This window comes from Xylophilus sp. PBN-3R (assembly GCF_057747805.1).
In genome coordinates this window covers 1070454-1096852 of record NZ_CM173225.1, presented here as the reverse complement: position 1 = coordinate 1096852, position 26399 = coordinate 1070454, and the positions used below count along the sequence as shown (strand labels likewise).

The window sequence follows — 26399 nt, the reverse complement described above, 5'->3', positions numbered from 1 at the left end:
TCAGTCCTCGTAACCCTGCGGATTGGCCTCCTGCCAGCGCCAGGTGTCCAGGCACATGTCGTGCAGCGTGCGGGTGGCAGTCCAGCCGAGCAGGCTTTGCGCCATGGAGGGGTCTGCGTAATAGGCCGGAACATCGCCCGCGCGACGCGGCGCGACCTCGTAGGGAATGGGCCTGCCGCTGGCGGCCTCGAAGGCCTTCACGATGTCCAGCACGCTGCTGCCCCTGCCGGTGCCGAGGTTGACGGTGAAACCCGCGCCGCCATCCAGCAGATGCCGCACCGCTGCGACATGTCCGTCGGCCAGGTCGCAGACGTGGATGTAGTCACGCACCCCGGTGCCGTCGGGTGTCGGATAGTCGTCGCCGAACACCTGCAGGAAAGGCCGGCGCCCCACCGCTACCTGCGACACGAAAGGCATCAGGTTGTTGGGAATGCCACGCGGGCTTTCGCCGATGCGGCCGCTGGGGTGCGCGCCCACTGGATTGAAATAACGCAGCACCGCGAAACGCCAGGCCGGATCGGAGGTAGTGACCGCCGCCAGGATGTCCTCGCACACCAGCTTGGTGTGGCCGTAGGGGTTGGTCGCCTGGCGCGGAAAGTCTTCGGTGATCGGCACCGTGGCCGGATCGCCGTACACCGTGGCGCTGGATGAAAACACCAGGGTGCGGCAGTCGGTGTTCTGCAGCGTGCGCAGCAGGGCAGTAAGGCCGGCGACGTTGTTGGTGTAGTACTTCAGCGGGTCGGCCACGCTTTCGCCGACCGCCTTGAATCCGGCGAAATGGATGACCGAACGCACATCGTGCTGGCGCACCAGGCGCTCCACCGTGGCGCTGTCGAAAATGCTGCCCTGCTCGAAAACGACCGGCTCGCCCGTCAATTCGGCCAGACGGTGCAGCACTTCGGGCTGGCTGTTGGAAAAGTCGTCCAGCACCACAGGGCGCAGCCCGACGGCATGCAGGGCCAGCAAGGTGTGGCTGCCGATATAACCGGCGCCGCCGGTCAGCAAAACAGAAGAGCTCACGATGTCTTTCTGAAGATTCGCACACGTGGGCCGTGGGTCATGGCGAACACGATTACGGGTTGTGACAATTCGGAATTGCCAGCAGTCTAGCGGCAGCCCGGAATGAATTCGGGGTGGCCGGCCCGGCAGCAGCACTAAAAAAATCAACATACGATCCGAGTCGTTTGTAACTACTGACCAGTGCTTGTGGACCCGTGTTACGATCGTGGTCAATACTCCCTACCAGCACCTCTAAAGGAAAGCGCCATGAAGTCCAGCAAATTGCTCGCTATTGTTCTGTCTGCCGGCCTCGTGGCCGCACCCCTGCTGTCGCAGGCTCAAGCCCAAACCGGCGCTGCCGCTGGCGGCGGTGCCGGTGCAGGTGCAGGTGCTGCTACCGCAGGCGCCATCGGCGGCCTGTCGGTCGGCGTCGTTGCCGCTGGTGTGGTCGCTGCCGCTGCCGTGGCTGCTGCCGCTTCGTCGTCTTCTTCGGACGGCAACACCGCTACCACCGCTACCGGCACCCGCTAAGAGTGCATCGCGCTTCTGCGCCTGCGGGGGCAAAGACCGGCGAAAGCCGGTTTTTGCCCCCGTTGTCATTGGTGCTCGCGGTTTTGTCCGCGACCGTCGGCGCGTTAGTCGCAGGTTGCAGCGCCAGCACCACGGCGCTCACCGATTCGGTCCGGCAGATGGTCAGGGCGCCCGAAGCCGACACCGCCCGGCTGAACCCCAACCTGCGATATCTGCGGGTCACGGGAAACAAGAACGTCGTCTTGATGGTGCTGGGTTATGTGGATGCCACGCCCCAGCCCGGCACCCAGGTCTGGTACAGCGCAGAAAAAGAAACCCTGCGCCTGTGGAACGGACGGCTCGCCGGCACTGCGGGTCTGGGCACCGACTGGCGCTCGGTGCGGTTCGGCGAAGTGCCTTCCTGGCGCGCCGCGCTCGCAGGCAATGGCCGTTACCAGCGCAGACGTGACGTGATGCCGGGCTACCAGGTCGATACCCGCGACGATGTGAGCATCGTGCCGGTCGCCCCGCCGAAGAATTCCGCATTGGTCGGTATCCCGCCCGACCGGCTGCAATGGTTCGAGGAACGCACCGCAGCGCAAGGCCATGTGCCAGGCCTGCCGACCGCCATTTTTGCCGTGGACATGTCGGGCCAGGGCGAACGTGTCGTGTATTCCGAACAGTGCCTGTCCAGCAGCCTGTGCCTCACCTTGCAGGCCTGGCCTGCGGCCATCCCGGCCCCCTCCCCTACGCCCGCGTCGCTGTAGGTCATCCGCTTTCGTACGCCGCGAGGTGAGCTTGTCCCGGTTCTCTTTTCCATTCGTGCTTTCGCCGGTCGGCAAGGCTTGCCGCAACACTGCCTGCCTGCTGGTCGCCGGCAGCGTGGCCTTCACTGCTCAGGCGGCGGTCACGGGCTCGTCCGTTCCCGTGGTGGCCGGCGAACGCCTGAGCGCCTGGCTGAAACGGCAACCGGCATCCGCGGATGTGTACCCCACAGGCCTGCGCTGGAACGTGCCGGAAGAACGCGCGGCGCAAGAAGCACTGAAGCTCAAGCTGTCGGCGCTGCTGGGCCGCCTGCCTGCCAGGGATGTCCCCGATGGAGAATCGCTGGCCCACTGGTTGCGCGCACTGCCGGTCACCGGCCGAAGCGTGCTGGCCAACCCGGACGAGCGCTGGCTCGAAGTCAATCCGCAGGACGACCCGGTGCTGCAGCTGGGACAAACCGTGGACCTGCCGCGCCGCCCGCTCACCGCGACCGTGGTGCGCACCGATGGCGCCCTGTGCCAGGTGCCTTACCGAGCGGGCGTGCTGGCGCTGGACTATGTGCGGGCCTGTTCGTCCGACGAGACACTGCCCGACGTCGTCTGGATCGCCCAACCCGATGGTCGCAGCTTCAGGTACGGCACCGGCATCTGGAACGCGCAGGCACAAGAGGCACCTGCGGCCGGCGCCTGGATCTGGGCACCGGGGCGCAGCAGCGGCATTCCGGAAGCGTTTTCGGACGACCTGATCAAGCTGCTGGCGACCCAGGGCGTGGCTGCGGATGGCGGCGGCCGGCCGGTCGGCGCGCCGGCCGAGGCGGAGCGCAACGTGGCGAAATCCCGCAACCGAGACCTGCCGTTGACGGCCAGCGACTGGGGCGAGATCGGCCTGATGCAGACGCCGTCTGCGCGCATGGGGCCTGCGGGTGATGTTCGGTTTACCTACAGTCGGACGCAGCCCTATACCCAGGCAACGGTAATGCTGCAGCCTCTGGAATGGCTGGAGGGCGGCTTTCGCTATACACAGATCAGCAACCAGGAATACGACGGCACCCAGACCATCACCAGTCAGTCCTATAAAGACAAGAGCGTGGACGTGAAGGTCCGCTTGCTGAAGGAAAGCCGCTGGGTACCCCAGTTAGCCGTCGGCGCGCGCGATTTGGGCGGCACCGGCCTGTTTTCCGGCGAATATGTCGTCGCCAGCAAACGCGCAGGCGATTTCGACATGAGTCTGGGACTCGGCTGGGGCTATTCAGGCGCGCGAGGCAATATCAAAAACCCGCTTTCGCTGATCAGCGACCGGTTCACCAATCGCGGCACACAGAGTTTTGGCAGCGGCGGTACGACCGGCAACAACTACTTCCGCGGTCCTACCAGCCTGTTCGGCGGCGTCCAGTGGCAAACGCCCTGGGATCCGCTGGTGATGAAACTGGAGTACGACGGCAACAACTACAAGAACGAGCCTTTCGCCAACCCCATCGAGCAGAAAAGCCCGTTCAACGTCGGTGTGGTGTACCGATATTCGAAGGCCATCGACCTGAGCGCCGGCATCGAACGCGGCAATCGGGCCATGTTCGGCATCACGCTGCATGGCGGCCTGGACACGCTTGGTTCACCCAAATTATTCGACCCGCCGATGCCATCGGCCAACTCGAAAGCTCCCAGTGGAGACCCCGAATGGCAATCCAGCGTCGTCGACATGGAGCGCCTGACCGGCTGGAGCATCGAGAGCCTCTGGCGACAGGGCGGAACGCTGCACGTCGAGGTCGACAGCACCGGCCCCCGGTATGCATCGACGCGTCTCGACCGTTTGGTCGCCGTCCTCAATCGCGATGCACCCGACACCGTGGGCCGCTTTGCCATTCACTTCCGCAACCGCGGGCTGCGGCTGGGCTCCAAGGAAATCAATCGGCAGGATTGGGTGGCACTGCACAACGAAGGCCTGTCGCCTGAACTGCGGCGCCGACGCAACGGCGAATTCCTCACCGGCCCGCTGGACCCGGATGCCGTGGTGCGGCCCGCCGGCAAGCTGGATTGGGTCAACCGCACGGGTGACCTGACGACCAGCATCAGCCCGAGCCTGTGGCAGTCACTCGGCGGCCCGGACAGCTTTTTGCTGTACCAGCTGGGAGTGCGGGGCGGGTTCCAATACAAGATTACCAACCGGACCTTTATCAACGGGTCGGCCAACTTGCGGGTACTGGATAACTACGACAAGTTCAAATTCACCGCGAGCAGCGAACTGCCTCGCGTACGAACCTTTGTGCGTGAATATGCGACCACATCGCGTTTCACCATCAGCAACCTGCAGCTGACCCATGCCGAACAACTCGGCGACAGCCATTTCGCGATGGTTTATGGCGGCTTGCTCGAATCGATGTTCGGTGGTGTGGGTGGTGAATATCTTTATCGGCCGCGCGGCAGTTCGATGGCTTTCGGCGTGGATGCCAATCGTGTCCGGCAGCGCGGATTCAGCCAGGACTTCAGTTTCCGTGACTATGAAGTCAATACCGGCCACGGCACGCTCTATTGGGACACCGGCTGGAACGATGTCAGCGCCAAGATCAGCGCCGGGCAATATCTTGCAGGAGACCGCGGCGTGACCGTGGATATCAGCCGCCGATTCTCAAACGGGGTGGTGGTGGGTGCTTATGCCACCAAGACCAATGTTTCGGCCGCGCAGTTCGGCGAAGGCAGTTTCGACAAGGGCATCTACGTCAGCTTTCCGTTCGACGCGATATTGCCGAGGTCCAGCAGCAGCAGCGGCACGATCCTATGGCAACCCTTGTTGCGTGACGGCGGCGCAAAACTCGCACGTGCGCAGTCGCTCTACAACATGACCGACCAGATGGACCGGTCGGCATTCCGCATTGCGCCCTATGCAGGCGACATGCCTAAACCCCGCACCGGGAACTGATCGGGTTCTGCTAAGCCACTGTGGCCGGCCTGACGGCCGGCGTTTTTTCAGGCCTTCAAGCGGTTTTGGCAGTGCAGCCAATCCACGATCGAATCCGCAGCCCGATACCCGGACACCAGGCGCTGCAGCAGGCCGCGCAGCGCTGCCACGTCGTTAGACACCAAAGCTGCATCCAGCAGATCCAGCTGCAACCGCAGATCTTCCCAGGTCAGAAAATCTTCTCGCGCCTTCATGATGCGAGGATGGCTGGTCGGCATCGGGTTGTCGCCGATCAGCAGTTCTTCATAAAGCTTTTCGCCAGGACGCAAGCCGGTTACCAGAACGGCAATATCGCCATTCGGATTTGAGTCGCTCTTGACCGATAAACCGGCCAGTTCGACCATCTTGCTGGCCAGATCGATAATTCGGACCGGCTCGCCCATGTCCAGCACAAATACATCGCCACCCGTGGCCATCGCGCCGGCTTGAATCACCAGCTGCGCGGCTTCTGGAATGGTCATGAAATAACGGGTGATATCCGGATGCGTCAGGGTAATCGGCCCACCGATCTTGATCTGTTCGCGGAACAGCGGAACCACCGAACCCGACGACCCCAAAACATTACCAAACCGCACCATGCTGAAACGGGTAGAAACCCCACTTCCTTGATGCGTGCGGGCCGCATGGTGGGCTTCATCGTCCGCCAGCGCTTGTAATGCAAGCTCTGCAAGGCGTTTGCTGGCGCCCATGATGTTGGTCGGGCGCACCGCTTTATCGGTACTCACCAATACAAAATTGGCAACCCCGAACTCACGCGCCGCCAGCGCAGTCCGTAAAGTACCGAAAACATTATTCTCGATGCCCTGCGCCGGATTATGTTCAACCAGCGGAACATGTTTATAGGCAGCCGCGTGGTAAACCGTGTCAGGTCGCCAGGCATCCATGATCTTGCGCATCAAATCGCGATCGCGTACCGATGCCAGCAAAGGAACCAGCTGAACCGAATGTTCGGTATCCAGCCGCGCAAGGCCTTCAAGTTCACGGTGAATCGCATACATGGCGAATTCACTCGTATCTACCAGCAGCAGTGTGCGGGGCCGAACCCGGATCAATTGACGGCATAACTCGCTGCCGATGGATCCCCCCGCACCGGTTACCAAGACCACCTTGCCGAAGTTGTTGGCAGTCAGCAGGGCGTGATCGGGTTCAACCGGGTCTCGCCCCAACAAGTCCTCGATGTCCAGTTCCCTCAGGTCGCTGAGGCGTACCCGGCCACTCGCCAGATCACCCAGACCCGGCAACGTCATCACATGCACCGGATGTGCACGGAGCCTTTCGATAATCTGATTTCGAATCAGCCGGCTGACCGATGGCATTGCCAGCACAACGCTTTCGACCTTGTGAATGCGCAGTACCTCGCTCATCTGCGACGGTGCATATACGGGCAAGCCGTTGATGCTGCGGCCCTGAAGCCCCGCTTCGTCGTCTACGAAACCCTTGACCGCAAACTCAGGCGCCGCAGCCATTGCGCGTGCGGTCTGAACACCCGACGAACCCGCGCCGTAGATGATGACCCGCTGCGCATGCAGGCCGTTGCGTTTGGTACCCGACAAATCGCTGAGCCAAACCCGCGCGCTCGAGCGAACCATCCCGATAAGCCCGAGCAGGACAAAAAACGTGACGTAGGGCAATGAGCGAGGTATGCCGCTTGCCATGCCGCCCAATCTCAGCGTGAACAGCGCGAGCGCATAAAGCACACAGAAATAGAAGACTGCCACGGCCACGGTCTGCATCGCCACCATGCCGGTATAACGAAACACTGCCCGGTATAAACCAAGAGGAATGAATACCGCGGACATGAGCACCGGCGCAATCGCGTAAGCGATCCATTGCTGACCATGCGGTTGATGCCACTGGTCGAGTCGCAATGAAAAAGCCAACCAGACCGCGATCAGGCTGGTCACAACATCGACGAATACGACAAATGACTGTTTAACCCTGCGCGGCCGGCTGAGAAGATAGGAACGGAGCATATGAAAACCAAGAAACAGCGTCAGGCGGCGGCCCTGGCGAGAACCTCATGGATGACAGCGCATGTCCTGTCGATTTCTGCCTGCATCAAGGTTGGATGTACCAGGAACATCAGGCTGGTCTCACCCAATTGGCGCGCGACAGGCAGACGCTCTTCCGGCGCCCAACCGGTACCGTCGAAAGCCTTTTCAAGATAAACCTCGGAACAGGAACCCTGGAAGCAGGGAACACCCTTAGCCTGAATTTCTTCCGCAATCCGATCCCGAGTCCAGCCTTCGGCAAGACGTTCAGGCTTTACGTAGAGATAAGCCTTGTAATTGGCGTGCACCGAACCCTCGGGAACGGAGGGCACCGCCACAACCGAGTGAGAGCGTGCGGCGTCAAAAATGGCATCGGCATTCTTCTTTCGGGCAGCGGTCCAGTCAGGCATGTATCCCAATTGGATCCGGCCGATAACGGCCTGCATCTCCAGCATGCGCCAGTTGGTGCCGAAGCTCTCGATCACCCAGCGAAAACCAGGAGGGTGGGCACGTTCGTAAACGGCCTGGTAACTTTTGCCGTGGTCTTTGTATTCCCACATCGCGCGCCACCATGATTCATCGCTGGTGGTGACCATACCGCCCTCACCGCCCGTCGTCATGATCTTGTCCTGGCAGAAAGACCAGGCTCCGATATGGCCAATGGATCCGACCGGGCGACCCTTGTAGGAAGCGCCGTGTGCCTGTGCGCAATCCTCTATGACCTTGAAGCCGTTTGACTCAGCCAACGCCATGATCGGATCCATGTCGCATGGCCAGCCTGCGAGATGGACACAGATCACGGCCTTCGTGCGGGACGTCATCACCTTTGCGATGGTCTCTGCCGATAAATTGCCGCTGGCTTCTTCCACATCGGCAAAAACCGGAATTGCGCCTGCATTCACGACACAGGAAACGCTTGCCATGAAGGTGCGTGGCGTCACGATGACCTCATCACCGGGGCCGACGCCCAGGGCCTTCAACGCAACATCGAGGGCCAGCGTGCCGTTCGCCAGGGCCACGGCGTATTTCGCGCCAGTCCATTTGGCGAATTCTTTTTCGAAATCGCGGCATTCGGTGCCTGTCCAGTAATTCACCTTATTGGAAAGTAACACGCGTTGCACCGCTTGGGCTTCCTTCATGGTGAAGCTAGGCCACGGCGAAATCTTTTCGTTCAACATAAAAAACCTTTATCTCTTTAATTCCAACACCGAGTTTGCGAAATTCTTCGCAATAACCCGCGCGCACCAACCATCGCATTCTTCCCATGCGACAGCGGGCCGCTTACTCGTCCGTATTCGCACTTGTTTTGGTTCCGCGGAACATCGGCATTGTTGCCTCGCCTGTTGCGCTGATCCCTTCGCGGACAAAAACTTTCTTTATGGTAAGCGCAATAATTTTCAAATCCAGAAGAAAGGATTGGTGATCGACGTACCAAACATCGAAGTCAAATTTTTGTTCCCAGCTCAGGGCATTCCTGCCATTTACTTGCGCCCAGCCAGTAATGCCCGGACGCACATCGTGACGGCGCCCTTGCTCGGGCGAATAAAGCGGCAAATAGCTCATCAAGAGTGGGCGTGGACCCACGATGCTCATGTCGCCTTTCAATACGCTCCAAAGTCCAGGCAATTCGTCGAGGCTGCTGGAACGCAGCATTTTCCCGAAGGCGGTCAAGCGGACAGCGTCGGGCAGCAGCGCACCATCCGCGTCTTTCTCATCCGTCATGGAGCGAAACTTGATCATCTGAAACGGCTTGCCGTGCAGCCCCGGTCGCGTTTGTCGAAAAAAGACTGGACTACCCAATTTCTTTCGCACCAGCCAAGCGAGCAGCACCAGCGGAATGAAAAAAAACGTCAGGGCCAACAAAGCCATCACGAAATCGAACACGCGCTTCATTTTTCCACCAAGCGATTAAAAGCTGCAGCGAACTTTGCCGCCCCGACGTCCAGCGCAAGTTTTTCCTTGTAAAAAGATGCCGCTCTAGAGCCCATTTTCCCTAGCTCCGCCGCACTCAAATTCGAAAGATTTTCTGCACTGGTCGCTATGGCCTCGGCATCCTCCGACTTTGCAAGAAAACCGGCACCGGACTCTGCTACGAGGTCGGCAGCATCACCGTCGACCGCCATTAATATGGGTTTGCCTGCAGCCATGTACGCCTGCGTTTTGGACGGTATGGTTATCGTAAAAAGGGGGTCTGCCCTAAGATGTACCAGCAAGGCTTCGGCCGCATTCAGAAATGTACCGACCTCTCCCATCGAAACCGGCGGGAGAAAAACCACATTTCCTAGCGTCATTTGCCCAGCACGTTTGTTCAATCTCTCGACCTCGACTCCGCCGCCCAAAAAGACAAAACAGACATTCGAGCCTCGTGCCTGCAAAATGGCAGCCGCATCCAGAACAGCATCAAGCCCTTGTGCCTTTCCAATATTTCCAGCAAACAGGATACGAAAATATTCTTTACCTGGAAATCCTGTCGGAAGCGTTCCGGTCGGCGAGCCTAAAGATTTTTGATCTGCCCAGTTATAGATAATTTCTATCTTGTCTGCAGGTACGCCGCGCTGCATCAGCAACTTCTTGAACCCTGGAGACAGAACTACCAGATGATCCATCCTCTTGTAGACCCAGTCGCATACTCGCGCAACCACTCCGAGTACACGTTGGTTTTTGATCATGCCGGTCGCCCGCAACGTATCTGGCCACATGTCCTGGATATCGTAGACCACGGGAATTCTCTTTAATAGACGAATGGCGCCCGCAGTCACACCCACCGTTAACGGTGGGTGGTATGCATACATCACATCGGCTTTTTTCGCAAAAAACATGATGTAAAAAAACGCAGATGCCGCGAAGCTTGCGTAATTCATTATTCTTTTAATTGCGGACTGGCCATGATCAGGGTAAAGGGCCACACGGGTCACCTGCACGCCATCGATAAGTTCTCGCCGCAGGGCTCTGATTCGGTAACCCGGATAGACCTTGCCACCAGGGTAATTGGGGAATCCAGTAACCACTTCGACATCAAAACCCTGTCGCACCAGTTCTCGCGCGAAAACAATACCCTTGAAAGTCGGTTCTGGATCAAACCATTGCGTCAGAAGAAGAACACGTTTTTTCATTAATCAGTATTTCCGCCAAACTATCCGGTTCACATAATCCGTATAGCTTAAAATCACGCGAAGCACCTTGTCCGAAACATTCGGCATGCTGTAGTCGGCCACCTGTCGCAGCAGACGCTCATTGCCACGCGGCTGGCCGTCGAGCACCGCCAAGGCCTGGCGCACACGCTCGACATTCAGGCCGACCATCATCACGGCCGCCTCTTCCATGCCTTCCGGCCTTTCATGCGCTTCACGCAGGTTGAGCGCCGGGAAGTTGAGAATGGATGATTCCTCGTTGATGGTGCCGCTGTCGGACAAGGAAGCCTTGGCGGACAACTGCAGATGCACGTAATCGTGAAACCCCAACGGCTTCAGCAAACGAACGTTGGCATGAAACTTGGCACCCGTCGCCTCGACCCGTTTCATGGTGCGTGGATGGGTCGAGACGATGACCGGCAAACCGCTGTCTTCAGCCACGGCATTCAGCACGGAAACCAGCTTGCCGAAATTCAATTCGGAATCGATGTTTTCTTCTCGATGCGCGCTGACCACGTAGAACTTGCCCGCTTCCAGACCCAGGCGCGAAAGCACGTCGGACGCATCGATGTGCGGACGGTAATGCGTCAGCACCTCGAACATCGGGCTGCCGGTCTTGATCACCATGTCGGGCGGCAGACCTTCACGCAGCAGGTATTCACGGGCGATGCTGCTGTAGGTGAGGTTGATGTCAGCCGTGTGGTCGACGATGCGACGATTGGTTTCTTCTGGCACACGCTGGTCGAAACAGCGATTGCCCGCTTCCATATGGAAGATGGGAATCTTGCGGCGCTTGGCCGGGATGACAGAAAGACAGCTGTTGGTGTCACCCAGAACCAGCATGGCTTCGGGTTTCTCGTCCACCAATACCTTGTCGACCAGCGAAATCAGGTTGCCGATGGTCTGCGCGGCGGACTCGCCAACGGCACCCAGAAAATAATCCGGCTTGCGAACACCCAGGTCGTCGAAGAAGACCTGGTTCAGCTCGTAGTCGTAGTTCTGGCCGGTATGCACCAGCACATGTTCGCAATGCTCGTCCAGGCGTGCCATCACACGGGAGAGACGAATGATCTCGGGACGGGTGCCGACAACGGTCACCACTTTGAGTTTCTTGACGAGGGTGCTCATGGTGCAACTTTCATGGCGATGGTGTCGGGCCGTTCTCGATCAAAGATCTCGTTGGCCCAGAGCATGACGATCATTTCGTCTTCGCCGATATTGGTGATGTCATGGGTCCAGCCGGGCACCGTCTCGACGATCTGTGCCGCGCCGCCCTCGGTAAAGACCTCGTACAACTCTCCTGTGATCACATGCCGGAAACCGAATCTCGCCTTGCCCTTGATGACCAGAAACTTCTCTGTCTTGCTGTGGTGGTAGTGGCCGCCACGGGTAATACCTGGGTGCGCGGTGAAATAGGAGAACTGGCCGCTGTCTTTCGTCTTGAGCATTTCGACGAAAGTACCGCGCGGGTCGCCGTGACGAGGCACCTCATAGGCGAATCGGTCCGGCGGCAAATAGCTGATGTAGCTGGAATAGAGGGCTCGGACAAAGCCTGTGCCAACCGCTGGCGTCACCAACGTTTGCCTCATCTCGGAGAAGCTGCGCAATATGTCCACCACTTCGCCGACAGTCGTTTCATAAACCGTTGCCACTTCAGCAAAACCAGTTTCCGATGCCGGCGATGAGATCAGACCTAAAAAGGTATCGACCACATCGTCGATATACACAAGCCGTAGGGCAGAAGCCGGATCGTTGATCTTTACCGGAAGGTCGCGGGCGATGTTGTGGCAGAAGGTCGCGACTGCCGAGTTGTACTGCGGCCGGCACCACTTGCCGAACACATTGGGCAACCGGAACACATGCACCGGCGCGCCGGTCTGCTGACCGTAAGCCAGCACCACGTCTTCGGCGGCCTTCTTGCTGCGGCCATAGGCGTTGTCCAGCGCGGCCTGGGTGGAAGAGGACAACACCACCGCCACCGGACGCCGGGTGGCCTGCAGTTGCTCGCACAGCTGGCGTGTGCTGTCGGTATTGCCGGTGGCGAACTCGTCTTCGGTCTCCGGGCGGTTTACGCCCGCCAGATGGAACACGATGTCGGCCGACGCCAACGCAACCGCCCGTTCGGCGTCGGTGCTGGTACGCACGATGGGGGCCACCACATGCCCGGACTCGCGTGCGCGCAGGCAAAGGTTCTTGCCAACAAAACCGTCGGCCCCGGTAACAACGATATTGGCCACGATCAGTCCTCTGCGACAGCGTGTTCGCCCCTGGCGATGCGCTGCATGAAGTTCAGCTTCAGCAGAAGCGTCTTCATGCCCTCGACATCCAGCCGATGGGTGTTGTGGGAGTTGTAGTCGTCGGCATGGCTGATTTTTTCTTCGCCCTGCTCCACGAATTTGGAATAGTTGAGATCCCGGCCGTCTGGCGGCACGCGGTAGTAGTCACCCATGTCCACCGCCGAGGCCATCTCCTCGCGGCTCAACAGCGCTTCATAAAGCTTCTCGCCGTGGCGGGTGCCGATTTCGCGGACCTCGTGATCGGGCTTCTTCATCAGTTGAAGAATCGCTTGGGTCAGTACTTCGACAGTGGCGGCGGGAGCCTTCTGAACAAAGATGTCGCCGTTGTTGCCGTGCTCGAACGCATACAGCACCAGTTCGACCGCATCGTCCAGCGTCATCATGAAACGCGTCATGGCGGGGTCGGTCACCGTGATCGTCTCGCCCTTAAGGACCTGGTTCACGAACAGCGGAATGACAGAGCCACGCGAGGCCATCACATTGCCGTAGCGGGTGCCACAAATAGTGGTGCCGGTGCCCTCCAGATTGCGGGACTTGGCCACCATTACCTTTTCCATCATGGCCTTGGAGATACCCATGGCGTTAATGGGATACACGGCCTTGTCGGTGCTGAGGCAAACCACCCGCTTGACGCCGGCGTCGATTGCGGCGGTCAACACGTTGTCAGTGCCGTAGACGTTGGTGCGGACGGCTTCCATCGGGTGGAACTCGCAGGACGGCACCTGCTTCAGCGCAGCGGCATGAAAAACGTAATCGACGTTGCGCATCGCGTCGGCGATGGAGCGAGATTCCCGCACATCACCGATATAGAACTTGAGCTTGGGACTGCGGTAGAGCTTCCGCATGTCGTCCTGCTTTTTCTCGTCGCGGCTGAAAATACGGATTTCACCGATATCCGTGGAAAGAAAACGCCTCAGAACTGCGTTTCCGAAAGACCCGGTGCCGCCGGTAATGAGCAAAGTATCGTTGTGATTCATTTTGACCTCCTAACTTGACGACTGCGAACAAAAGCAATCGCAATCATCTTCAAAAACAAAATCCGGCTCTTCACAATTGCGAATACCGTTCTGCGTGATTTTGGCGTTAAATTATTAGCGTGTTGGCGATATTTTACCAAACCCTCATCGAGAAAATAGATTCTCCCTGCACAGGCAGCAGCAGCAGCAATCCAGTGGTCATGCGCATACGCAGCCGAAGGAAATGGCAAAAGAATAGGCAGAAGTGATTTCCGAAAAGCCATTGCACAACCAAACACACGTGGCCTAGTGACTTCCTGCAGTAAAAAATTAAAGGAATTCTGCACGCCCGGAGACAGAGGAATATATCCGTTAGAAATAGCTCCACCTGCCTCGTCAATCAGGTCCAGATCGTGGTGGATCAAGACAACATCTGGATTTTTTTGAAAGACATCCATCACATGTTGAACCTTTTCTACCGCCCACAAATCGTCTTGATCAGATAAGAAAACGATATCAGAAAAATTATTAACCAACGCACGCTCGAAATTCCTGACATGCCTCAAGTTAATCGTGTTCTCAATTAGATTAATTTTTGGAGAATCCAGACACTGAACAATGAAAACCGTAGAGTCTTTCGAAGCATCATCAGAAACAACAATGCTATCGACCGGATGTATTTGTTGAACAATGGATTCGAGTTGCTGCCTGATGAATCTTTCGCCGTTGTACGACGCGAGACAAACACCCGCCGTGGTGCCCGGCACAGTCTTAGACGGTACCATTTTTCAAGAACTCCATAATAAATTCTAATCCACCATAAGCAAAATACATCATGGCAGGGATGGCCACAAGATTGCATTTTAGCGATCTTGGCCCGGCACAATACATCATTGCCACAAAAGCAAATATGGCAAAACGCTCAGACCCAAAGAGATAAGCCCCGACCAAAATTGGTAAAAAGCCTAAGAAAACCTGAATCTTCTCCTTGCGGCATATGAGCGCGCCAAGCATAAAAATCAACGGCTTTATCAAAGCGCCAAAACCGCCCCATCCCTCATCAGCGTAGGCCGCCGACTTACCTTCCAAATGCGCCGCGATGGCACCAAAATCGACCCTAGTCAATAGGAATACCAAAAATATCAAAAACACAAGCAATCCAGCCACGTGCTCTTTCTTGATATCAATTTTTGGCACATGTGCCAGAATTACCGAGGCAGCCAAAACAGTCAACTGAAACTGACATAAGCAAGCCAGGGTCACCAACACGTATCTTTTGTACCCAGTAAAAAGAAACGCCGCAAAGAAAATAAATAACCCCATCTTCAATCTTTCCGCAGAAAAACCGAGGGTAATTAAATAAAAGTTCAGAAGAAGAAGAAGACAAAAAAGAATACTTCTTCGATTTTTGGCGAAGAAATAACAAACAATCCCAAAAAATGAACCGTTTATCATTGAAAAAAAGAAGTTTTTTTCAAAAAACAAACTTGCGTAATTAACAATAAACAAATAAGCAGGCTCAGCCGCGTCAATCGTCAGCTTGTAATAAACAAATTTTTCGGCCCACGAGTCGTATCCTCGAATATTCTCATATAGAATATGATAAAACTCCTGATCACCACGATAATAATATGGCGAGAGAATAAGGCTAAAAACAAAACCGATTATCGCCAACACTATGGCTTTGGATGCCGGAGCCGGAAATGTTAAGGCCCAACGATTTCCATATAAGCGCTCAGATTTGAGTGAGATGGTATTCATACAACGCTGTTCCTCTTCGGTCGCCTATGCGTCTGACGGCAACCATATAAGTGCCTAGTGCCATGGAAAAAACGCAGCTGTATGAAACTTATACCCGCCATTCGAGATGGGTACTTCTTATTTAAAGATAGGCACTTCAATTGGCAACCGCCGCGTTGCCACAGGCAAATTTATATGAAGCAACCCCATTCAGCACATACATAAAGCAATATGCAAGAGAAAATGCCATTAATGCTATCTTTACACCTCCAAACCAATTTCCAATGTAGAAAGATGCGCCGGCAAGGACAAAAAGACTGAGTTGCCAGACAAGGTCATTTTTTTGCTTGCCCGCAATCATGTACATCGAACTCAACGGATTTGTCAAAAACTGAAGAAAAAACATTGGAGTCAATATTCGCGCATACTCACCCGCCACTCGCCAGTTTTCTCCAAAGACAAAAGAAAAGATTACCGGCGCCAGTAAAAAAAAGAGCGCAAATGGGACCACGGAGATCAAAGCCAAGTTCCGAAACGTTTTACGATATACCACTCGACAGTCACCTGTAGTTATATAAATTTGACTAGCTTCTTGCCGGAAGACGTCATTCAGCGCGCCAGCAATCAAGACCATCGGCGTGCTTAGAACCCGTTGCACAAGCATATAAAATCCGGACGCAGCCGCACCGACAAAAATGCTCATAAGCATCACCGGCAAATTCCTAGATGCAGCGCTAAAAGCATGAGCAGCGACAAGGAACTGTGGAAATTTTCTATACTGTCTCGCCAATTTAAATATCCGTTGCCATTTAATGCGACGAAACAAATGGTAATTTTCACGTTTAAATGAAGCGCCTAGCACAACCGTCAAAATTGCTTGACCAGCAATTTGTCCACTGACTAATCCAGCAGCACCTGCCCCTGCATATGCGGCCGTTAACTGGGTCGCGCACGTTGCCCCACTTTGGAGCGTCCTACTCACTGCGAGCAATCGATAATGGGACTTTCGGTTACTCCAATAATTCAGACTTTGATAAACACCCATCAACATAGTAGATAAGGGTATCCAATACAACCATACCGCCAACTTTGGCTCGCCGAGAAGCTCTGCGATTTGCAAATTAAAAAGGAAAATAAAAGCGAACAACAGCGTGCTTATACCGACACTTAATGCAGCAGCAAGTACCGCAATATTAATAGCCTCGCTGTCATGTTTTGGCAATAAAATCGCCATTTCATAACGCCCGGTAACCAACTCGGAAAGCACTGCTGCCAATGCCATATAGACCGCAAACATACCGAATTCACTAGGACTGTAAAGCCGCGTGAGGATAGGGCTAATTGCAATAGGGATGGCCTGCGCAATGCCTGTCCCCGTCATTAATGTAATAACATTTCGGGCGTAGCTACTCTGAGACACAGAACGATGCGGGTTCATTGGTCAGCAAATACTTGCGGCAATTTTTAATTCAACCGACGACCAAGAGCTTGCCTGATCAAAACTTTTAGCCTAAACAGCTTTTGCGCAGAGAGTGGATTTCCGCTCGCGTTGCGAAAACCATAGCGAAGAAACACGAACACAAGCAATGCAAATTCAGCCGTGAACACTGCAATCACACCAATAATTGCCCGCTTCGGCTTGCTCTTTTTTTCAGGAGGAGTTGCCGCATCGATAACTTGAATGGTAGAGCCCTCCCTGCTTTCATCAACTCGAGCTATCTCATATTGCTTAGCAAACAAATCAAACAAAACCTCTTGATATTTGAACTCCCGAAGTTTTGCAATATAAGCATCACTATTTCCCGAAATGGCCGGTTGCTCACGCTCTGCGGCCTTTAATTGCGCTCTCAATGCCGTCAACTCTGCAACAGCTTGTTGCAACTTCTGAGCCGAGTCAGTCAGGTAGCTCCGCAATGAAGCAATTCTGACTTCCTGCGCCGTGACCTGAGCTTTCAATTGAGCGAGTGCACCAAGTGCCGTCTGAGGAGTTGCATTAAGAACGGATACGCTGACGCCGCTCGCTATTAAATTTTGTTCTGCCTTAACAAGTGCATCTTTTGCCGAAACCATCTTCTTTTCAAAAAACGTCCGACGCTGCTGTGCCTCTGTTAGGGAAAGCCGCCCAAGAAGTTTTTCCAGTTCATGAACGTAAGCGTTCGCGATGGCAGCGGCCACCTTGGGATCCACATCATCAAAATCGATAGCGATGAGATTATCTTTACCGCTTTGAATGTTGGTATTTTTCTTCAACTCGCCCAATGCATCCTGTCGAAAATCCTCCCCGTACCGCCGCAAAAGATCAAATTGATCAACCAGCGAATTACCAACTGCTTTCGATTGAAGCAGAGCAATGAATTGATCGTTCGGATTTTTTATGCCTGTGGCGGCACCTGCGAGTCCGCCTAGAGAACCTAGTGACTGCAACATACTCAACGCAGCGCTTTGTTGTTGCTGCGGAGGCAAAAATCTTGTCGATGCAGTAAATTTTGGCGTAATCCCGAATGAAATCGCAACGGCCGCTAGGCCGGCCAGCAAAGGCCCCAAAATCAACAGCCGAATATTCTCAAATATTACTATCAAAAGGTCGAGCAAATGAATTTCGTCTTTTGCAATTGCTTCAGTTTCGGATATCGCATAATTTTTATCGAGGTGCTCCATTACAGGTCCTTAATCACCTTGATTGCTGCCACACCCAAACCAAACTGCGAAAGAATCTGCGTGAAATCCTTCAACTGTCGCACCACGAAATTCCGCGTAGTTTCTCGATCAAGCTTCTCCGGCACAACGACCGTATCGCCAGGCATCAAATTCAAACCATCAAACCCGCCACCAAAGAATCCACCCGAGTCCCGCCGCGCCACGATGCTTCCGTCTGCGCGCAGCACGAACATCTGATCCTTATCTGCCTCTTCACGCACACCCGCCGACTGGGCAACTTCAGCCACTGTCTTGCCGGCCTTATAGATAAATACGTTCTCGTTGTTCACAGCGCCGACCACACTGACGAATCCAGGCGTTGCGGGCACAAGGATGTGATCGCCATCTTCCAGCGGTAAGTCCGGCAATGCGGCGACCGTCTGTTGTTTGGGATTCAGTTCCAGCGCAATACGACCATCACTACGCAACTTGCGCAGGCTTTCAACTTGGCTACGAGCCAGGATTTGCTGCTGCTGCAGTACGACAGCATCAACATTGGTCCGGTTAGCCAGAAGGAACGAAATCTGGCTTTGCTGCTGCTGCTCCAGCCGCCGAATCAACTGATCCAGATTCTCTTGTTGTTTCTTGCGAACCGATTCGCGGTCGATATTGGTGCCGAATACATAGGCTTGCGGCGTCAAGCCACCGACGCGTTCGACCAACTGGCGCAAGGTTTCTCCTGGGCGCACCTCGTACAAGCCGGCAGCTGCAACCTCCCCTTCCAGCCGAACCATGCGCGTCTGGCGCAGCACCGGCAGTTGCAGATCTTTCTGGCTGAGGATGGTGACCACATCACCCGATTGGAGAGGCAGGTTCTGCGTATCGTCGCCCTGCATCAGCAACTTTCCGGGGCTGAACGGAATCAACACCGTCCGCAGCTCCTGCCGATCCAGCCGCTCGATGACCGCATAGTCCCAGTTGATCTGGTCCACCATGCTGCGAACACGGGTGTCGATGGTGTTGCCCGCCGCCTTGGACGTATCCACGCTCTGCACCAGCAGGTTCTTGCGCTGGTAATAATCTGCAGTAATCAACGCATCCCGCTCCGGGATCAGGTCTCGCAGTTTCATGCCGGGGAACCAGCGATAACGCAGCGGGGCCGCCACATTGCCTTGCAGCGTGACTGCATTGTTGAAGGCCGGGCTGATGCCCAGCAGGGTAATGATGTCGCCGTCACGCAAAGGCAGTTGCAGGCCGGCCTGGTCCAGCGCCACGTCCTGCACCTGGCGTGGCGGCACCATTCCCGGCACCACACGTTCGACCAATGCCTTGCCCGTCGCGGCCAGGGTCGGCACACCGCCGCTCAGGGCGAGGATGCTGCTCAGCGAGCTTTCATTGCCCTTCAGTTCATAAATGGCCGCCTGGTCCAGCGCGCCGGTGATGGCCACACGCGGGCCGACCGGTGGGATGACGATGACGTCGCCCGGCTGCAGGGCAACATCGCCGCTCTTGCTGCCGGTGCCGATGAAGTTGTACAGGTCCAGCGTGGTGACCTTGGCTCCGCCACGACGCAATTCGATGTTGCGCATGCTGCCGTTGGCGTTGGGGCCGCCGCTGGCGAACACCGCGTTGACCAGGGTGCTCAGGCTCGACAGGGTGAAGGTGCCCGGTTGCTGTGCCTGGCCGACCACATAGATCTGGATGGTGCGCAGGCGACCGAGGTTGGCGTTGAGGTTGAAGTTGGTGAAGGTCTTGCCGAGCTGCGAGCGCAGCGCGTTTTCGACGTCCTTTTCCTTCACGCCTGCCAGGTTGACGACTCCGGCGCGCGGGATGGCGACCTGGCCGTTGCGGTCGATGGTCAGGGTGCCGTCGTAGTCGACGCCGCCCCATACCTGAAGCTTGACCTCGTCGCCGGGGCCGAGGACATAGTCGGACGGTGCAGGCGAACTGGAATCAGGCGTGTAGGCCACTTGCGGTGCGCCGAACAGCTCGCTGCCGTAGATCGGCAACAGGCGGCCGGTGGCTTGCTGGACGAACTGCTGGAACTGGCTGACGCTGGCCGGTGCACGGCTGCGCGAACGGTTATTTGGCCGGTCCGCGGTGGCTTCGGGGTTGGTGGTGTCGCCGTCCGCTGCGTTGGCAGCCCGGTTGCCGCCGCCACGGTTCAGCGAGTTGCGGTTGGCGTCGAGGCGGTTGCCGCCGCTGGCCGGGTTCCCGCTGTCGTTCGTATTGGTATTGCCGTTGGCGTTGACGCCGCCGCCGGTTGCGCCATTGCCGCCCAGGCCGCCCACGCCGCCCGTGCCGGTGCCGCCCGCTGCGCCCGCCGTTCCGCCGAGGCCGCTGCTGCTCGAGGTGCTTCCGCTGGTCGCGGTGGCCGGGCCGGTCGAGCCGATGTTGCCTAGAAAGAATTGCGCCTGGGCCGGGCCGGTGGCCAGGGCGACACACAAACCGGCGGCCAGCAAGCGGCTCACCATGCGAAGCAAGGGATGTTTAACGGTCATGGGATCTTCAAGAAGTCATCGTTCGGCACGGGCTGAACAGAAAACGGAGGTAGGCGGGGCGTAAGGATCGGGGCAGGCCGGCAACGGCCTCGGCATCAGGCCGAGGCGCGCAGGTCCGGCTCTTTGGGCGGTGGGTCGGACGCACCAAAACGCCGGTTGCGGCCGGCGAACCATACGAGCGATTCGTCCAGCCTCTGGACGGTGAACGCCGGAAACAGCGTCTCCGTGAAATACATCTCGGTATAGGCCATCTGCCACAGCATGAAGTTGCTGACACGCACCTCGCCACCGGTGCGGATGAGCAGGTCGGGGTCGGGCAGGCCGGCGGTGCTCAGGTAGGGCTCGAGGGCGGTCTCGTCCAGCAGGTCGGGCGAGACGCCGGGGTTGGCCAGCATCCAGCTGCGGGTGGCGCGCAGCATGTCCCAGCGGCCGCCGTAGTTGACGGCGACGCACAGGGTCATGCGGCTGTTTCCCTGGGTTAGCGATTCGACTTCTTCGAACAGCTGGCACAGCGGCTGGTCGAAGGCGCTGACGTCGCCGATGATTTTCAGGCGGATGCCGCGGGAATGCAGGTCGCCGGCTTCCTTGCGCAGATAACGCAGGAACAGCTTGGTAAGGCCGGACACTTCCTGTTCGGGGCGGCGCCAGTTTTCGGTGCTGAATGCAAACAGGGTGAGGCACTCGACGCCCGCCGCCATGCAACGTTCGACCAGCGGGCGGATACGGCGTGCACCGCTGGCGTGACCCATCATCTGGGGCAGCCCGCGCTGGCGCGCCCAGCGCCGATTGCCATCCATGATGATGGCGACGTGGCGCGGTATTGACGTGTCCGGCGGACGGGCGCCAGACGCATCTTTTTGTAACGCCAGGGCGTCATCAACCCCTTTGGGCTTCATCTCGTCACAAGCTTTCTGATGGCGGCGCCAGACGCGCGGGGAAGTGGGCGGGCAGTGTGCCCGCAATTTGAAAAGCTATCGTGGAGATTGCAAATTCTCACACTTGCATGGGTCATAGTCTAATTTACTTGTTGGTTACCGCTCTTCTCGTGACAGCAGGCACCCATCGATAATCTGCCGTGGCCATACCAGCATCGTTCATCCAGGAGCTCATCGCACGCACCGACGTGGTCGAGGTAGTGGGCCGTCACGTCACCCTGCGCAAGGGCGGCGCCAACTTCATGGGATTGTGTCCCTTTCATGATGAAAGGTCGCCATCCTTCTCCGTCAGCCCGGTCAAGCAGTTCTATCACTGCTTCGGCTGCGGAGCGAGCGGCGACGCCATCAAGTTCCTCACCGAATACACCGGCGCCACCTTTGTGGAAGCCGTGCAGGACCTGGCCCAGCAGGCTGGCCTGGTGGTGCCGCAAGACGATGTTTCGCCGCAGGAACGTGAACGCGCCGCCGCCCAGCGGCAGAAACAGGCGACGCTGTCGGACGTGCTCGAAAAAGCTGGCGAGGCCTTCCGCAAACACCTGCGAGCGTCACCGAAGGCGGTGCAATATTTCAAGGGCCGCGGGGTTTCGGGCGTGGTGGCCCAGCGTTTCGGCCTGGGTTACGCGCCCGAGGGCTGGCGGTCGCTGGCCAGCACCTTCCCGCAGTACGACGACCCGCTGCTGGTCGAAAGCGGCCTGGTGATCGCAGGCGAGGCGGCCGAAGATGTTCCTGAATCGCAGCGCAAGCGCTACGACCGGTTCCGCGACCGGGTGATGTTCCCCATCCGCAACGTGAAGGGCGAATGCATCGGTTTCGGCGGCCGGGTGCTGGGCGATGAAAAACCCAAGTACCTCAACTCGCCGGAGACCCCGGTTTTCAGCAAGGGCCGTGAGCTCTACGGCCTGTTCGAAGCCCGCAACGCCTTGCGCGAGAAAGGTTTTGCGCTGGTTACCGAAGGTTATATGGACGTGGTGGCGCTGGCCCAGCTGGGCTTTGCCAATGCGGTGGCCACGCTGGGCACGGCTTGCACCGCCGACCATGTGCAGAAGCTGTTCCGGTTCACCGACACGGTGGTGTTCAGTTTCGACGGCGATAACGCCGGGCGGCGCGCAGCGCGCAAGGCGCTGGAAGCCGCCCTGCCCTTTGCCAGCGACACCCGCTCGGTACGTTTCCTGTTCCTGCCGGCAGAACACGATCCGGACAGTTTCATCCGCGCCGAAGGACAGGAAGCCTTCGCCAGACAGATCGACGAAGCCGTGCCGCTCAGCCGTTTCATGGTCGATGCCGCGCGGGAAGACTGCGACACCGGCACGGCGGAAGGCCGGGCCCGCATGGCCAACCAGGCGCGGCCCTTGTGGATGGCCATGCCGCAGGGCGTGTTGCGCCTGCAGATCCAGGCCGACATCGCGGCCGCGGTGCAGATCGATGTGCAGCAACTGGTGCAGATGTGGGGCGTTCCGCAGCGCGGAGACAAACGGCCGGTCGAATCGCAAGCGCCGCACCAGGGTTATCCGCCGTACGGCCAGCCGCCTTCGTTTCCGCCGCTGGACGACGACTTCGTGTTCATGGCCGAACCGCCCGATTACGGCGACGTCGTGGCAGACCACCATGCGCCACGACAGCCGTTCACGCCGCGCAAACGCATCGGTGGCGGGGGCGGCAACGGCTTCGGCGATGGCGGTCGCTGGACCAGGGGGCCGGACGGCAAGTGGAAGAAACCCGAGCCGCTGGACCGTTATGCCGAGCCGCCATCGCGCGGCCCGCGCACGCCCGGCATCACCCGGGCCGACACTGCGGCGCGCCTGCTGCTGCTGCACCACGACGCACTGGACAGCCTGTCGCACGAAGACCAGCAACTGCTCAGCGCCCTGCCCCCGCCTCACGGGCCGCTGTTCACCTGGCTGGAAGGCCAGCTGCACGAACACGGCCCGCAGCCCTGGGCGGCGCTGCGCGAAGGCCTGACCGGGCATCCGGGCGAAGAAACCGCGCTGCGGGTGATGACCGGACCGCAGGCCGAACTGGAAGCCGAGCCGCGCGACCTGCTGGGCGAACTGCGTGATGTGCTGAACCGCATGCTGGTCGAACAGCTGAAGGCGCAGGAAAACGCGGCGCTGGCCGCCATCGGCACCGACCCCGAAGCCGGCGATCGGTGGCGCGCGCTGCAGCTACGAAGAAAGTCATTGGAATCAACGCCGAAACCTGCTTGACGGCCTCTTGATTTCTGGCAAAAAGCTATAATGTCAGGTTGCTGACGGCAAGAGCGACAGCAGTACCTCCGGAAACAGGCCCACCGACGCCACCGCGCGCAACCGGCCACATCCACCGCAAGGGCTGCATTCCAAATGATCGCCCTACATCTTGTCGTCGGGGGAAGACTCCCCCATCTACCGGCAGCCGGGTGTTTTGCATGTGATGTGCACGGCACCTAGAACCATCGGTTTCCGCCACTGGTTCGTGGTTTGCCTTTCTCGCGCCGGGTCGTGGCGCCACGTTGTTTTTCTTTGTGTTGAGTTTTTTTTGAGTTGAGGTGTTCATGCCTGTTCAAAAGCCCGCGAAGTCTTCCAAGCCTGTTGCTTCGGCCCAAGCCACCAAACTACAGAAGTCGTCAACGACCTCGGTGAAACCCGCTGCCAGTGCCGCACCCAAGGCTTCCGCCACGAAGCCGTCTGCTGCCGCTGCCGCCAAGAAAGCCCCTCAATCCGTGTCCACCAAAGCTTCGCTCAAGGCTGCCGCCGACGAAATCCTGAAGGCTGCAAGCGCTGCCGCCGCTCCTGCCACCGCCAAGAAAAAGCCGGGCCGCCCTCCCAAGGCTGCCGCTGCAGCTGACGGCGAAACCACCGCCGCCGCGCCGGCAAAACGCGGCCGCAAGCCGAAGGCAGCCGCTTCGTCGTCGACCGCATCCAGCGCTTCGGTGGACGATACCGACATGTCGGACATCGAATCCGACCTCGAAGGCGAAATCGAGGAAGCCACCACGCCAGCTGCCTCCACCACCGAAGTGGTCGAAAAGGTTAAGCCGCTGCGCATGAAGATCAGCAAGGCGAAAGAACGCGCGCTGATGAAGGAATTCGGCCTGGACGAAACCGTCCTGTCCGAAGAAGACATGGCCAAGCGCCGTTCGCGCCTGAAGACGCTGATCAAGCTGGGCAAGACCCGCGGTTTCCTGACCCACAGCGAAATCTCCGATCACTTGCCCGACAAGCTGATCGACCAGGAAACCCTGGAAGTCGTGATCACCATGCTGAACGACCTCGGCGTGGCGGTGTACGAACAGACCCCCGACGCCGAAACCCTGCTGGTGACCAACACCGCACAGACCGGCGCCACCGAAGAGGAAGCCGAAGAAGCCGCCGAAGCCGCACTGTCCACCGTGGACAGCGAATTCGGCCGCACCACCGACCCGGTGCGCATGTACATGCGTGAAATGGGCACGGTCGAACTGCTGACCCGCGAAGGCGAAATCGAGATCGCCAAACGCATCGAAGGCGGCCTGATGGCCATGATGGAAGCGATTTCCGCATCGCCCGCCACCATCGCCGCCATCCTGGCCATGGGTGAAGAAATCCGCGAAGGCAAGGTCGTCATCTCGACCGTGGTCGACGGTTTCGCCAACCCCAACGAAGCCGACGATTACGTGGCCGAAGAAGACTTCGACGAGTTCGACGAAGAAGACGACGACGACGGCAAGGGCGGCTCCAAGGCGCTGACCAAGAAGCTCGAAGAACTCAAGCGCGAAGCCCTCACCCGCTTCGACCGCCTGCGCGCCCTGTTCGAGAAGATGCACGGCATCTACGACAAGGATGGCTACGGCGGCGCCAAGTACATGGAAACGCAGGCCGGCATTTCCGAAGAGCTGATGACCATTCGTTTCACCGCGAAGACCATCGAGAAGCTGTGCGACCTGGTGCGTGCGCAGGTGGAAGACGTCCGCAAGAAGGAACGTGAACTGCGCCGCATCATTGTCGAGAAGTGCGGCATGCCGCAGGAAACCTTCGTGAAGGATTTCCCGCCCAACCTGCTGAACCTCAAGTGGGTCGAAAAGCAGGCGGCTTCGGGCAAGCCCTGGAGCACCGTGCTGGCCCGCAACATCCCGCCGGTGCAGGAACTGCAGCAGAAGCTGATGGACCTGCAGTCGCGTGTGGTGGTGCCGCTGACGCAGCTGAAGGACATCAACCGCCGCATGAATGCCGGCGAGTCTTCTTCGCGTGACGCCAAGAAGGAAATGATCGAGGCCAACCTGCGCCTGGTGATCTCCATCGCCAAGAAGTACACCAACCGCGGCCTGCAGTTCCTGGACCTGATCCAGGAAGGCAACATCGGCCTGATGAAGGCGGTGGACAAGTTCGAATACCGTCGCGGCTACAAGTTCTCGACCTACGCCACCTGGTGGATCCGCCAGGCCATCACCCGGTCGATCGCCGACCAGGCGCGCACCATCCGCATCCCGGTGCACATGATCGAGACGATCAACAAGATGAACCGCATCTCGCGCCAGCACTTGCAAGAGTTTGGTTTCGAGCCCGATGCGTCCATCCTGGCGGCCAAGATGGAGATCCCGGAGGACAAGATCCGCAAGATCATGAAGATCGCCAAGGAGCCGATCTCCATGGAAACGCCGATCGGCGACGACGACGACAGCCACCTGGGCGACTTCATCGAAGACCAGGCCAACACTGCGCCGATCGAGGCCGCGATGCAGGCCGGCCTGCGTGACGTCGTCAAGGACATCCTCGACGGCCTGACGCCACGCGAAGCCAAGGTGCTGCGCATGCGTTTCGGGATCGAGATGTCCACCGACCACACGCTGGAAGAAGTCGGCAAGCAGTTCGACGTGACCCGCGAACGCATCCGCCAGATCGAAGCCAAGGCTCTTCGCAAGCTGAAGCACCCTTCGCGTTCGGACAAGCTGCGTTCCTTCATCGACACGCTGTAAGCCAGCCGCGTCGACATCAAGACAGAAGCCCCGTGCAGCGATGCGCGGGGCTTTT

At 58.0% G+C, this 26399-nt stretch carries 19 protein-coding genes; 5 read left to right on the top strand and 14 right to left on the bottom strand.

All coding sequences use genetic code 11. The features are described from left to right. Window positions 1-1020 (bottom strand): UDP-glucose 4-epimerase GalE, encoded by a 1020-nt coding sequence (gene galE, locus AC3ANW_RS04995; protein ID WP_488344101.1) that lies wholly within the window; start codon window positions 1018-1020, stop codon window positions 1-3. Between the two features lie 246 nt (window positions 1021-1266). On the opposite strand from galE, the gene AC3ANW_RS04990 reads away from it, so the two are divergent. From AC3ANW_RS04990 to AC3ANW_RS04980, 3 genes are all read left to right on the top strand, one after another. Then, window positions 1267-1530: a hypothetical protein gene (locus tag AC3ANW_RS04990; RefSeq protein ID WP_488344100.1), complete on the top strand. Its 264-nt coding sequence runs from the start codon at window positions 1267-1269 to the stop codon at window positions 1528-1530. Between the two features lie 83 nt (window positions 1531-1613). Beyond that, complete coding sequence (locus tag AC3ANW_RS04985) at window positions 1614-2276, top strand: YjbF family lipoprotein (RefSeq protein ID WP_488344099.1); 663 nt, start codon at window positions 1614-1616, stop codon at window positions 2274-2276. 55 nt (window positions 2277-2331) lie between these two features. Then, on the top strand, window positions 2332-5187 hold the full coding sequence (locus AC3ANW_RS04980; RefSeq protein WP_488344098.1) for a YjbH domain-containing protein: 2856 nt from the start codon (window positions 2332-2334) through the stop codon (window positions 5185-5187). 47 nt (window positions 5188-5234) lie between these two features. Here the strand turns inward: AC3ANW_RS04980 and AC3ANW_RS04975 are convergent, their stop codons facing one another. From AC3ANW_RS04975 to uppS, 13 genes are all read right to left on the bottom strand, one after another. Further along, entirely contained in the window at window positions 5235-7199 is a 1965-nt protein-coding gene (locus tag AC3ANW_RS04975; RefSeq protein WP_488344097.1) for a polysaccharide biosynthesis protein, read from the bottom strand. A gap of 20 nt (window positions 7200-7219) precedes the next feature. Next, a complete protein-coding gene (locus AC3ANW_RS04970; protein WP_488344096.1) occupies window positions 7220-8395 on the bottom strand; it encodes a DegT/DnrJ/EryC1/StrS family aminotransferase in 1176 nt (391 codons plus the stop codon). Window positions 8396-8498: 103 nt separating this feature from the next. After that, on the bottom strand, window positions 8499-9110 hold the full coding sequence (locus AC3ANW_RS04965; RefSeq protein ID WP_488344095.1) for a sugar transferase: 612 nt from the start codon (window positions 9108-9110) through the stop codon (window positions 8499-8501). Then, window positions 9107-10330 carry a glycosyltransferase family 4 protein gene (locus AC3ANW_RS04960; protein WP_488344094.1) on the bottom strand — a complete coding sequence of 408 codons (1224 nt, stop codon included), beginning with the start codon at window positions 10328-10330 and terminating at the stop codon, window positions 9107-9109. The genes AC3ANW_RS04965 and AC3ANW_RS04960 overlap by 4 nt, the downstream gene beginning before the upstream one ends. 3 nt (window positions 10331-10333) lie before the next feature. Further along, window positions 10334-11476, bottom strand: a complete 1143-nt coding sequence (gene wecB, locus AC3ANW_RS04955; RefSeq protein ID WP_488344093.1) for a non-hydrolyzing UDP-N-acetylglucosamine 2-epimerase — start codon at window positions 11474-11476, stop codon at window positions 10334-10336. Further along, window positions 11473-12585 carry a UDP-2-acetamido-2,6-beta-L-arabino-hexul-4-ose reductase gene (gene wbjC, locus AC3ANW_RS04950; protein ID WP_488344092.1) on the bottom strand — a complete coding sequence of 371 codons (1113 nt, stop codon included), beginning with the start codon at window positions 12583-12585 and terminating at the stop codon, window positions 11473-11475. The genes wecB and wbjC overlap by 4 nt, the downstream gene beginning before the upstream one ends. 2 nt (window positions 12586-12587) lie before the next feature. Then, window positions 12588-13622 carry a polysaccharide biosynthesis protein gene (locus AC3ANW_RS04945; RefSeq protein WP_488344091.1) on the bottom strand — a complete coding sequence of 345 codons (1035 nt, stop codon included), beginning with the start codon at window positions 13620-13622 and terminating at the stop codon, window positions 12588-12590. Next, on the bottom strand, window positions 13619-14386 hold the full coding sequence (locus tag AC3ANW_RS04940) for a glycosyltransferase (protein ID WP_488344090.1): 768 nt from the start codon (window positions 14384-14386) through the stop codon (window positions 13619-13621). The genes AC3ANW_RS04945 and AC3ANW_RS04940 overlap by 4 nt, the downstream gene beginning before the upstream one ends. Further along, window positions 14373-15362 carry a hypothetical protein gene (locus AC3ANW_RS04935; RefSeq protein WP_488344089.1) on the bottom strand — a complete coding sequence of 330 codons (990 nt, stop codon included), beginning with the start codon at window positions 15360-15362 and terminating at the stop codon, window positions 14373-14375. Before AC3ANW_RS04935 ends, AC3ANW_RS04940 begins: the two co-directional genes overlap by 14 nt. A gap of 136 nt (window positions 15363-15498) precedes the next feature. Continuing rightward, a complete protein-coding gene (locus AC3ANW_RS04930; RefSeq protein WP_488344088.1) occupies window positions 15499-16779 on the bottom strand; it encodes an oligosaccharide flippase family protein in 1281 nt (426 codons plus the stop codon). A gap of 26 nt (window positions 16780-16805) precedes the next feature. Continuing rightward, entirely contained in the window at window positions 16806-17999 is a 1194-nt protein-coding gene (locus AC3ANW_RS04925; protein WP_488344087.1) for a Wzz/FepE/Etk N-terminal domain-containing protein, read from the bottom strand. After that, on the bottom strand, window positions 17999-20269 hold the full coding sequence (locus AC3ANW_RS04920; protein WP_488344086.1) for an SLBB domain-containing protein: 2271 nt from the start codon (window positions 20267-20269) through the stop codon (window positions 17999-18001). The genes AC3ANW_RS04925 and AC3ANW_RS04920 overlap by 1 nt, the downstream gene beginning before the upstream one ends. Window positions 20270-20574: 305 nt before the next feature. Beyond that, window positions 20575-21276: a polyprenyl diphosphate synthase gene (uppS, locus tag AC3ANW_RS04915; protein WP_488344085.1), complete on the bottom strand. Its 702-nt coding sequence runs from the start codon at window positions 21274-21276 to the stop codon at window positions 20575-20577. A gap of 278 nt (window positions 21277-21554) precedes the next feature. On the opposite strand from uppS, the gene dnaG reads away from it, so the two are divergent. Beyond that, window positions 21555-23618 carry a DNA primase gene (gene dnaG, locus AC3ANW_RS04910; protein ID WP_488344084.1) on the top strand — a complete coding sequence of 688 codons (2064 nt, stop codon included), beginning with the start codon at window positions 21555-21557 and terminating at the stop codon, window positions 23616-23618. 326 nt (window positions 23619-23944) lie between these two features. Beyond that, window positions 23945-26344, top strand: a complete 2400-nt coding sequence (rpoD, locus tag AC3ANW_RS04905) for an RNA polymerase sigma factor RpoD (protein ID WP_488344083.1) — start codon at window positions 23945-23947, stop codon at window positions 26342-26344. Window positions 26345-26399 lie beyond the last annotated feature (55 nt).

What these genes read in the sequence shown, in the direction of transcription:
- AC3ANW_RS04990 (WP_488344100.1), top strand. Translation starts at nt 1,267, where the DNA reads ATGAAGTCCAGCAAATTGCTCGCTATTGTTCTGTCTGCCGGCCTCGTG.
- AC3ANW_RS04975 (WP_488344097.1), bottom strand. Translation starts at nt 7,199, where the DNA reads ATGCTCCGTTCCTATCTTCTCAGCCGGCCGCGCAGGGTTAAACAGTCA.
- AC3ANW_RS04970 (WP_488344096.1), bottom strand. Translation starts at nt 8,395, where the DNA reads ATGTTGAACGAAAAGATTTCGCCGTGGCCTAGCTTCACCATGAAGGAA.
- AC3ANW_RS04965 (WP_488344095.1), bottom strand. Translation starts at nt 9,110, where the DNA reads ATGAAGCGCGTGTTCGATTTCGTGATGGCTTTGTTGGCCCTGACGTTT.
- AC3ANW_RS04960 (WP_488344094.1), bottom strand. Translation starts at nt 10,330, where the DNA reads ATGAAAAAACGTGTTCTTCTTCTGACGCAATGGTTTGATCCAGAACCG.
- wecB (WP_488344093.1), bottom strand. Translation starts at nt 11,476, where the DNA reads ATGAGCACCCTCGTCAAGAAACTCAAAGTGGTGACCGTTGTCGGCACC.
- AC3ANW_RS04945 (WP_488344091.1), bottom strand. Translation starts at nt 13,622, where the DNA reads ATGAATCACAACGATACTTTGCTCATTACCGGCGGCACCGGGTCTTTC.
- AC3ANW_RS04940 (WP_488344090.1), bottom strand. Translation starts at nt 14,386, where the DNA reads ATGGTACCGTCTAAGACTGTGCCGGGCACCACGGCGGGTGTTTGTCTC.
- AC3ANW_RS04935 (WP_488344089.1), bottom strand. Translation starts at nt 15,362, where the DNA reads ATGAATACCATCTCACTCAAATCTGAGCGCTTATATGGAAATCGTTGG.
- AC3ANW_RS04930 (WP_488344088.1), bottom strand. Translation starts at nt 16,779, where the DNA reads ATGAACCCGCATCGTTCTGTGTCTCAGAGTAGCTACGCCCGAAATGTT.
- AC3ANW_RS04925 (WP_488344087.1), bottom strand. Translation starts at nt 17,999, where the DNA reads ATGGAGCACCTCGATAAAAATTATGCGATATCCGAAACTGAAGCAATT.
- uppS (WP_488344085.1), bottom strand. Translation starts at nt 21,276, where the DNA reads ATGGATGGCAATCGGCGCTGGGCGCGCCAGCGCGGGCTGCCCCAGATG.
- rpoD (WP_488344083.1), top strand. Translation starts at nt 23,945, where the DNA reads ATGCCTGTTCAAAAGCCCGCGAAGTCTTCCAAGCCTGTTGCTTCGGCC.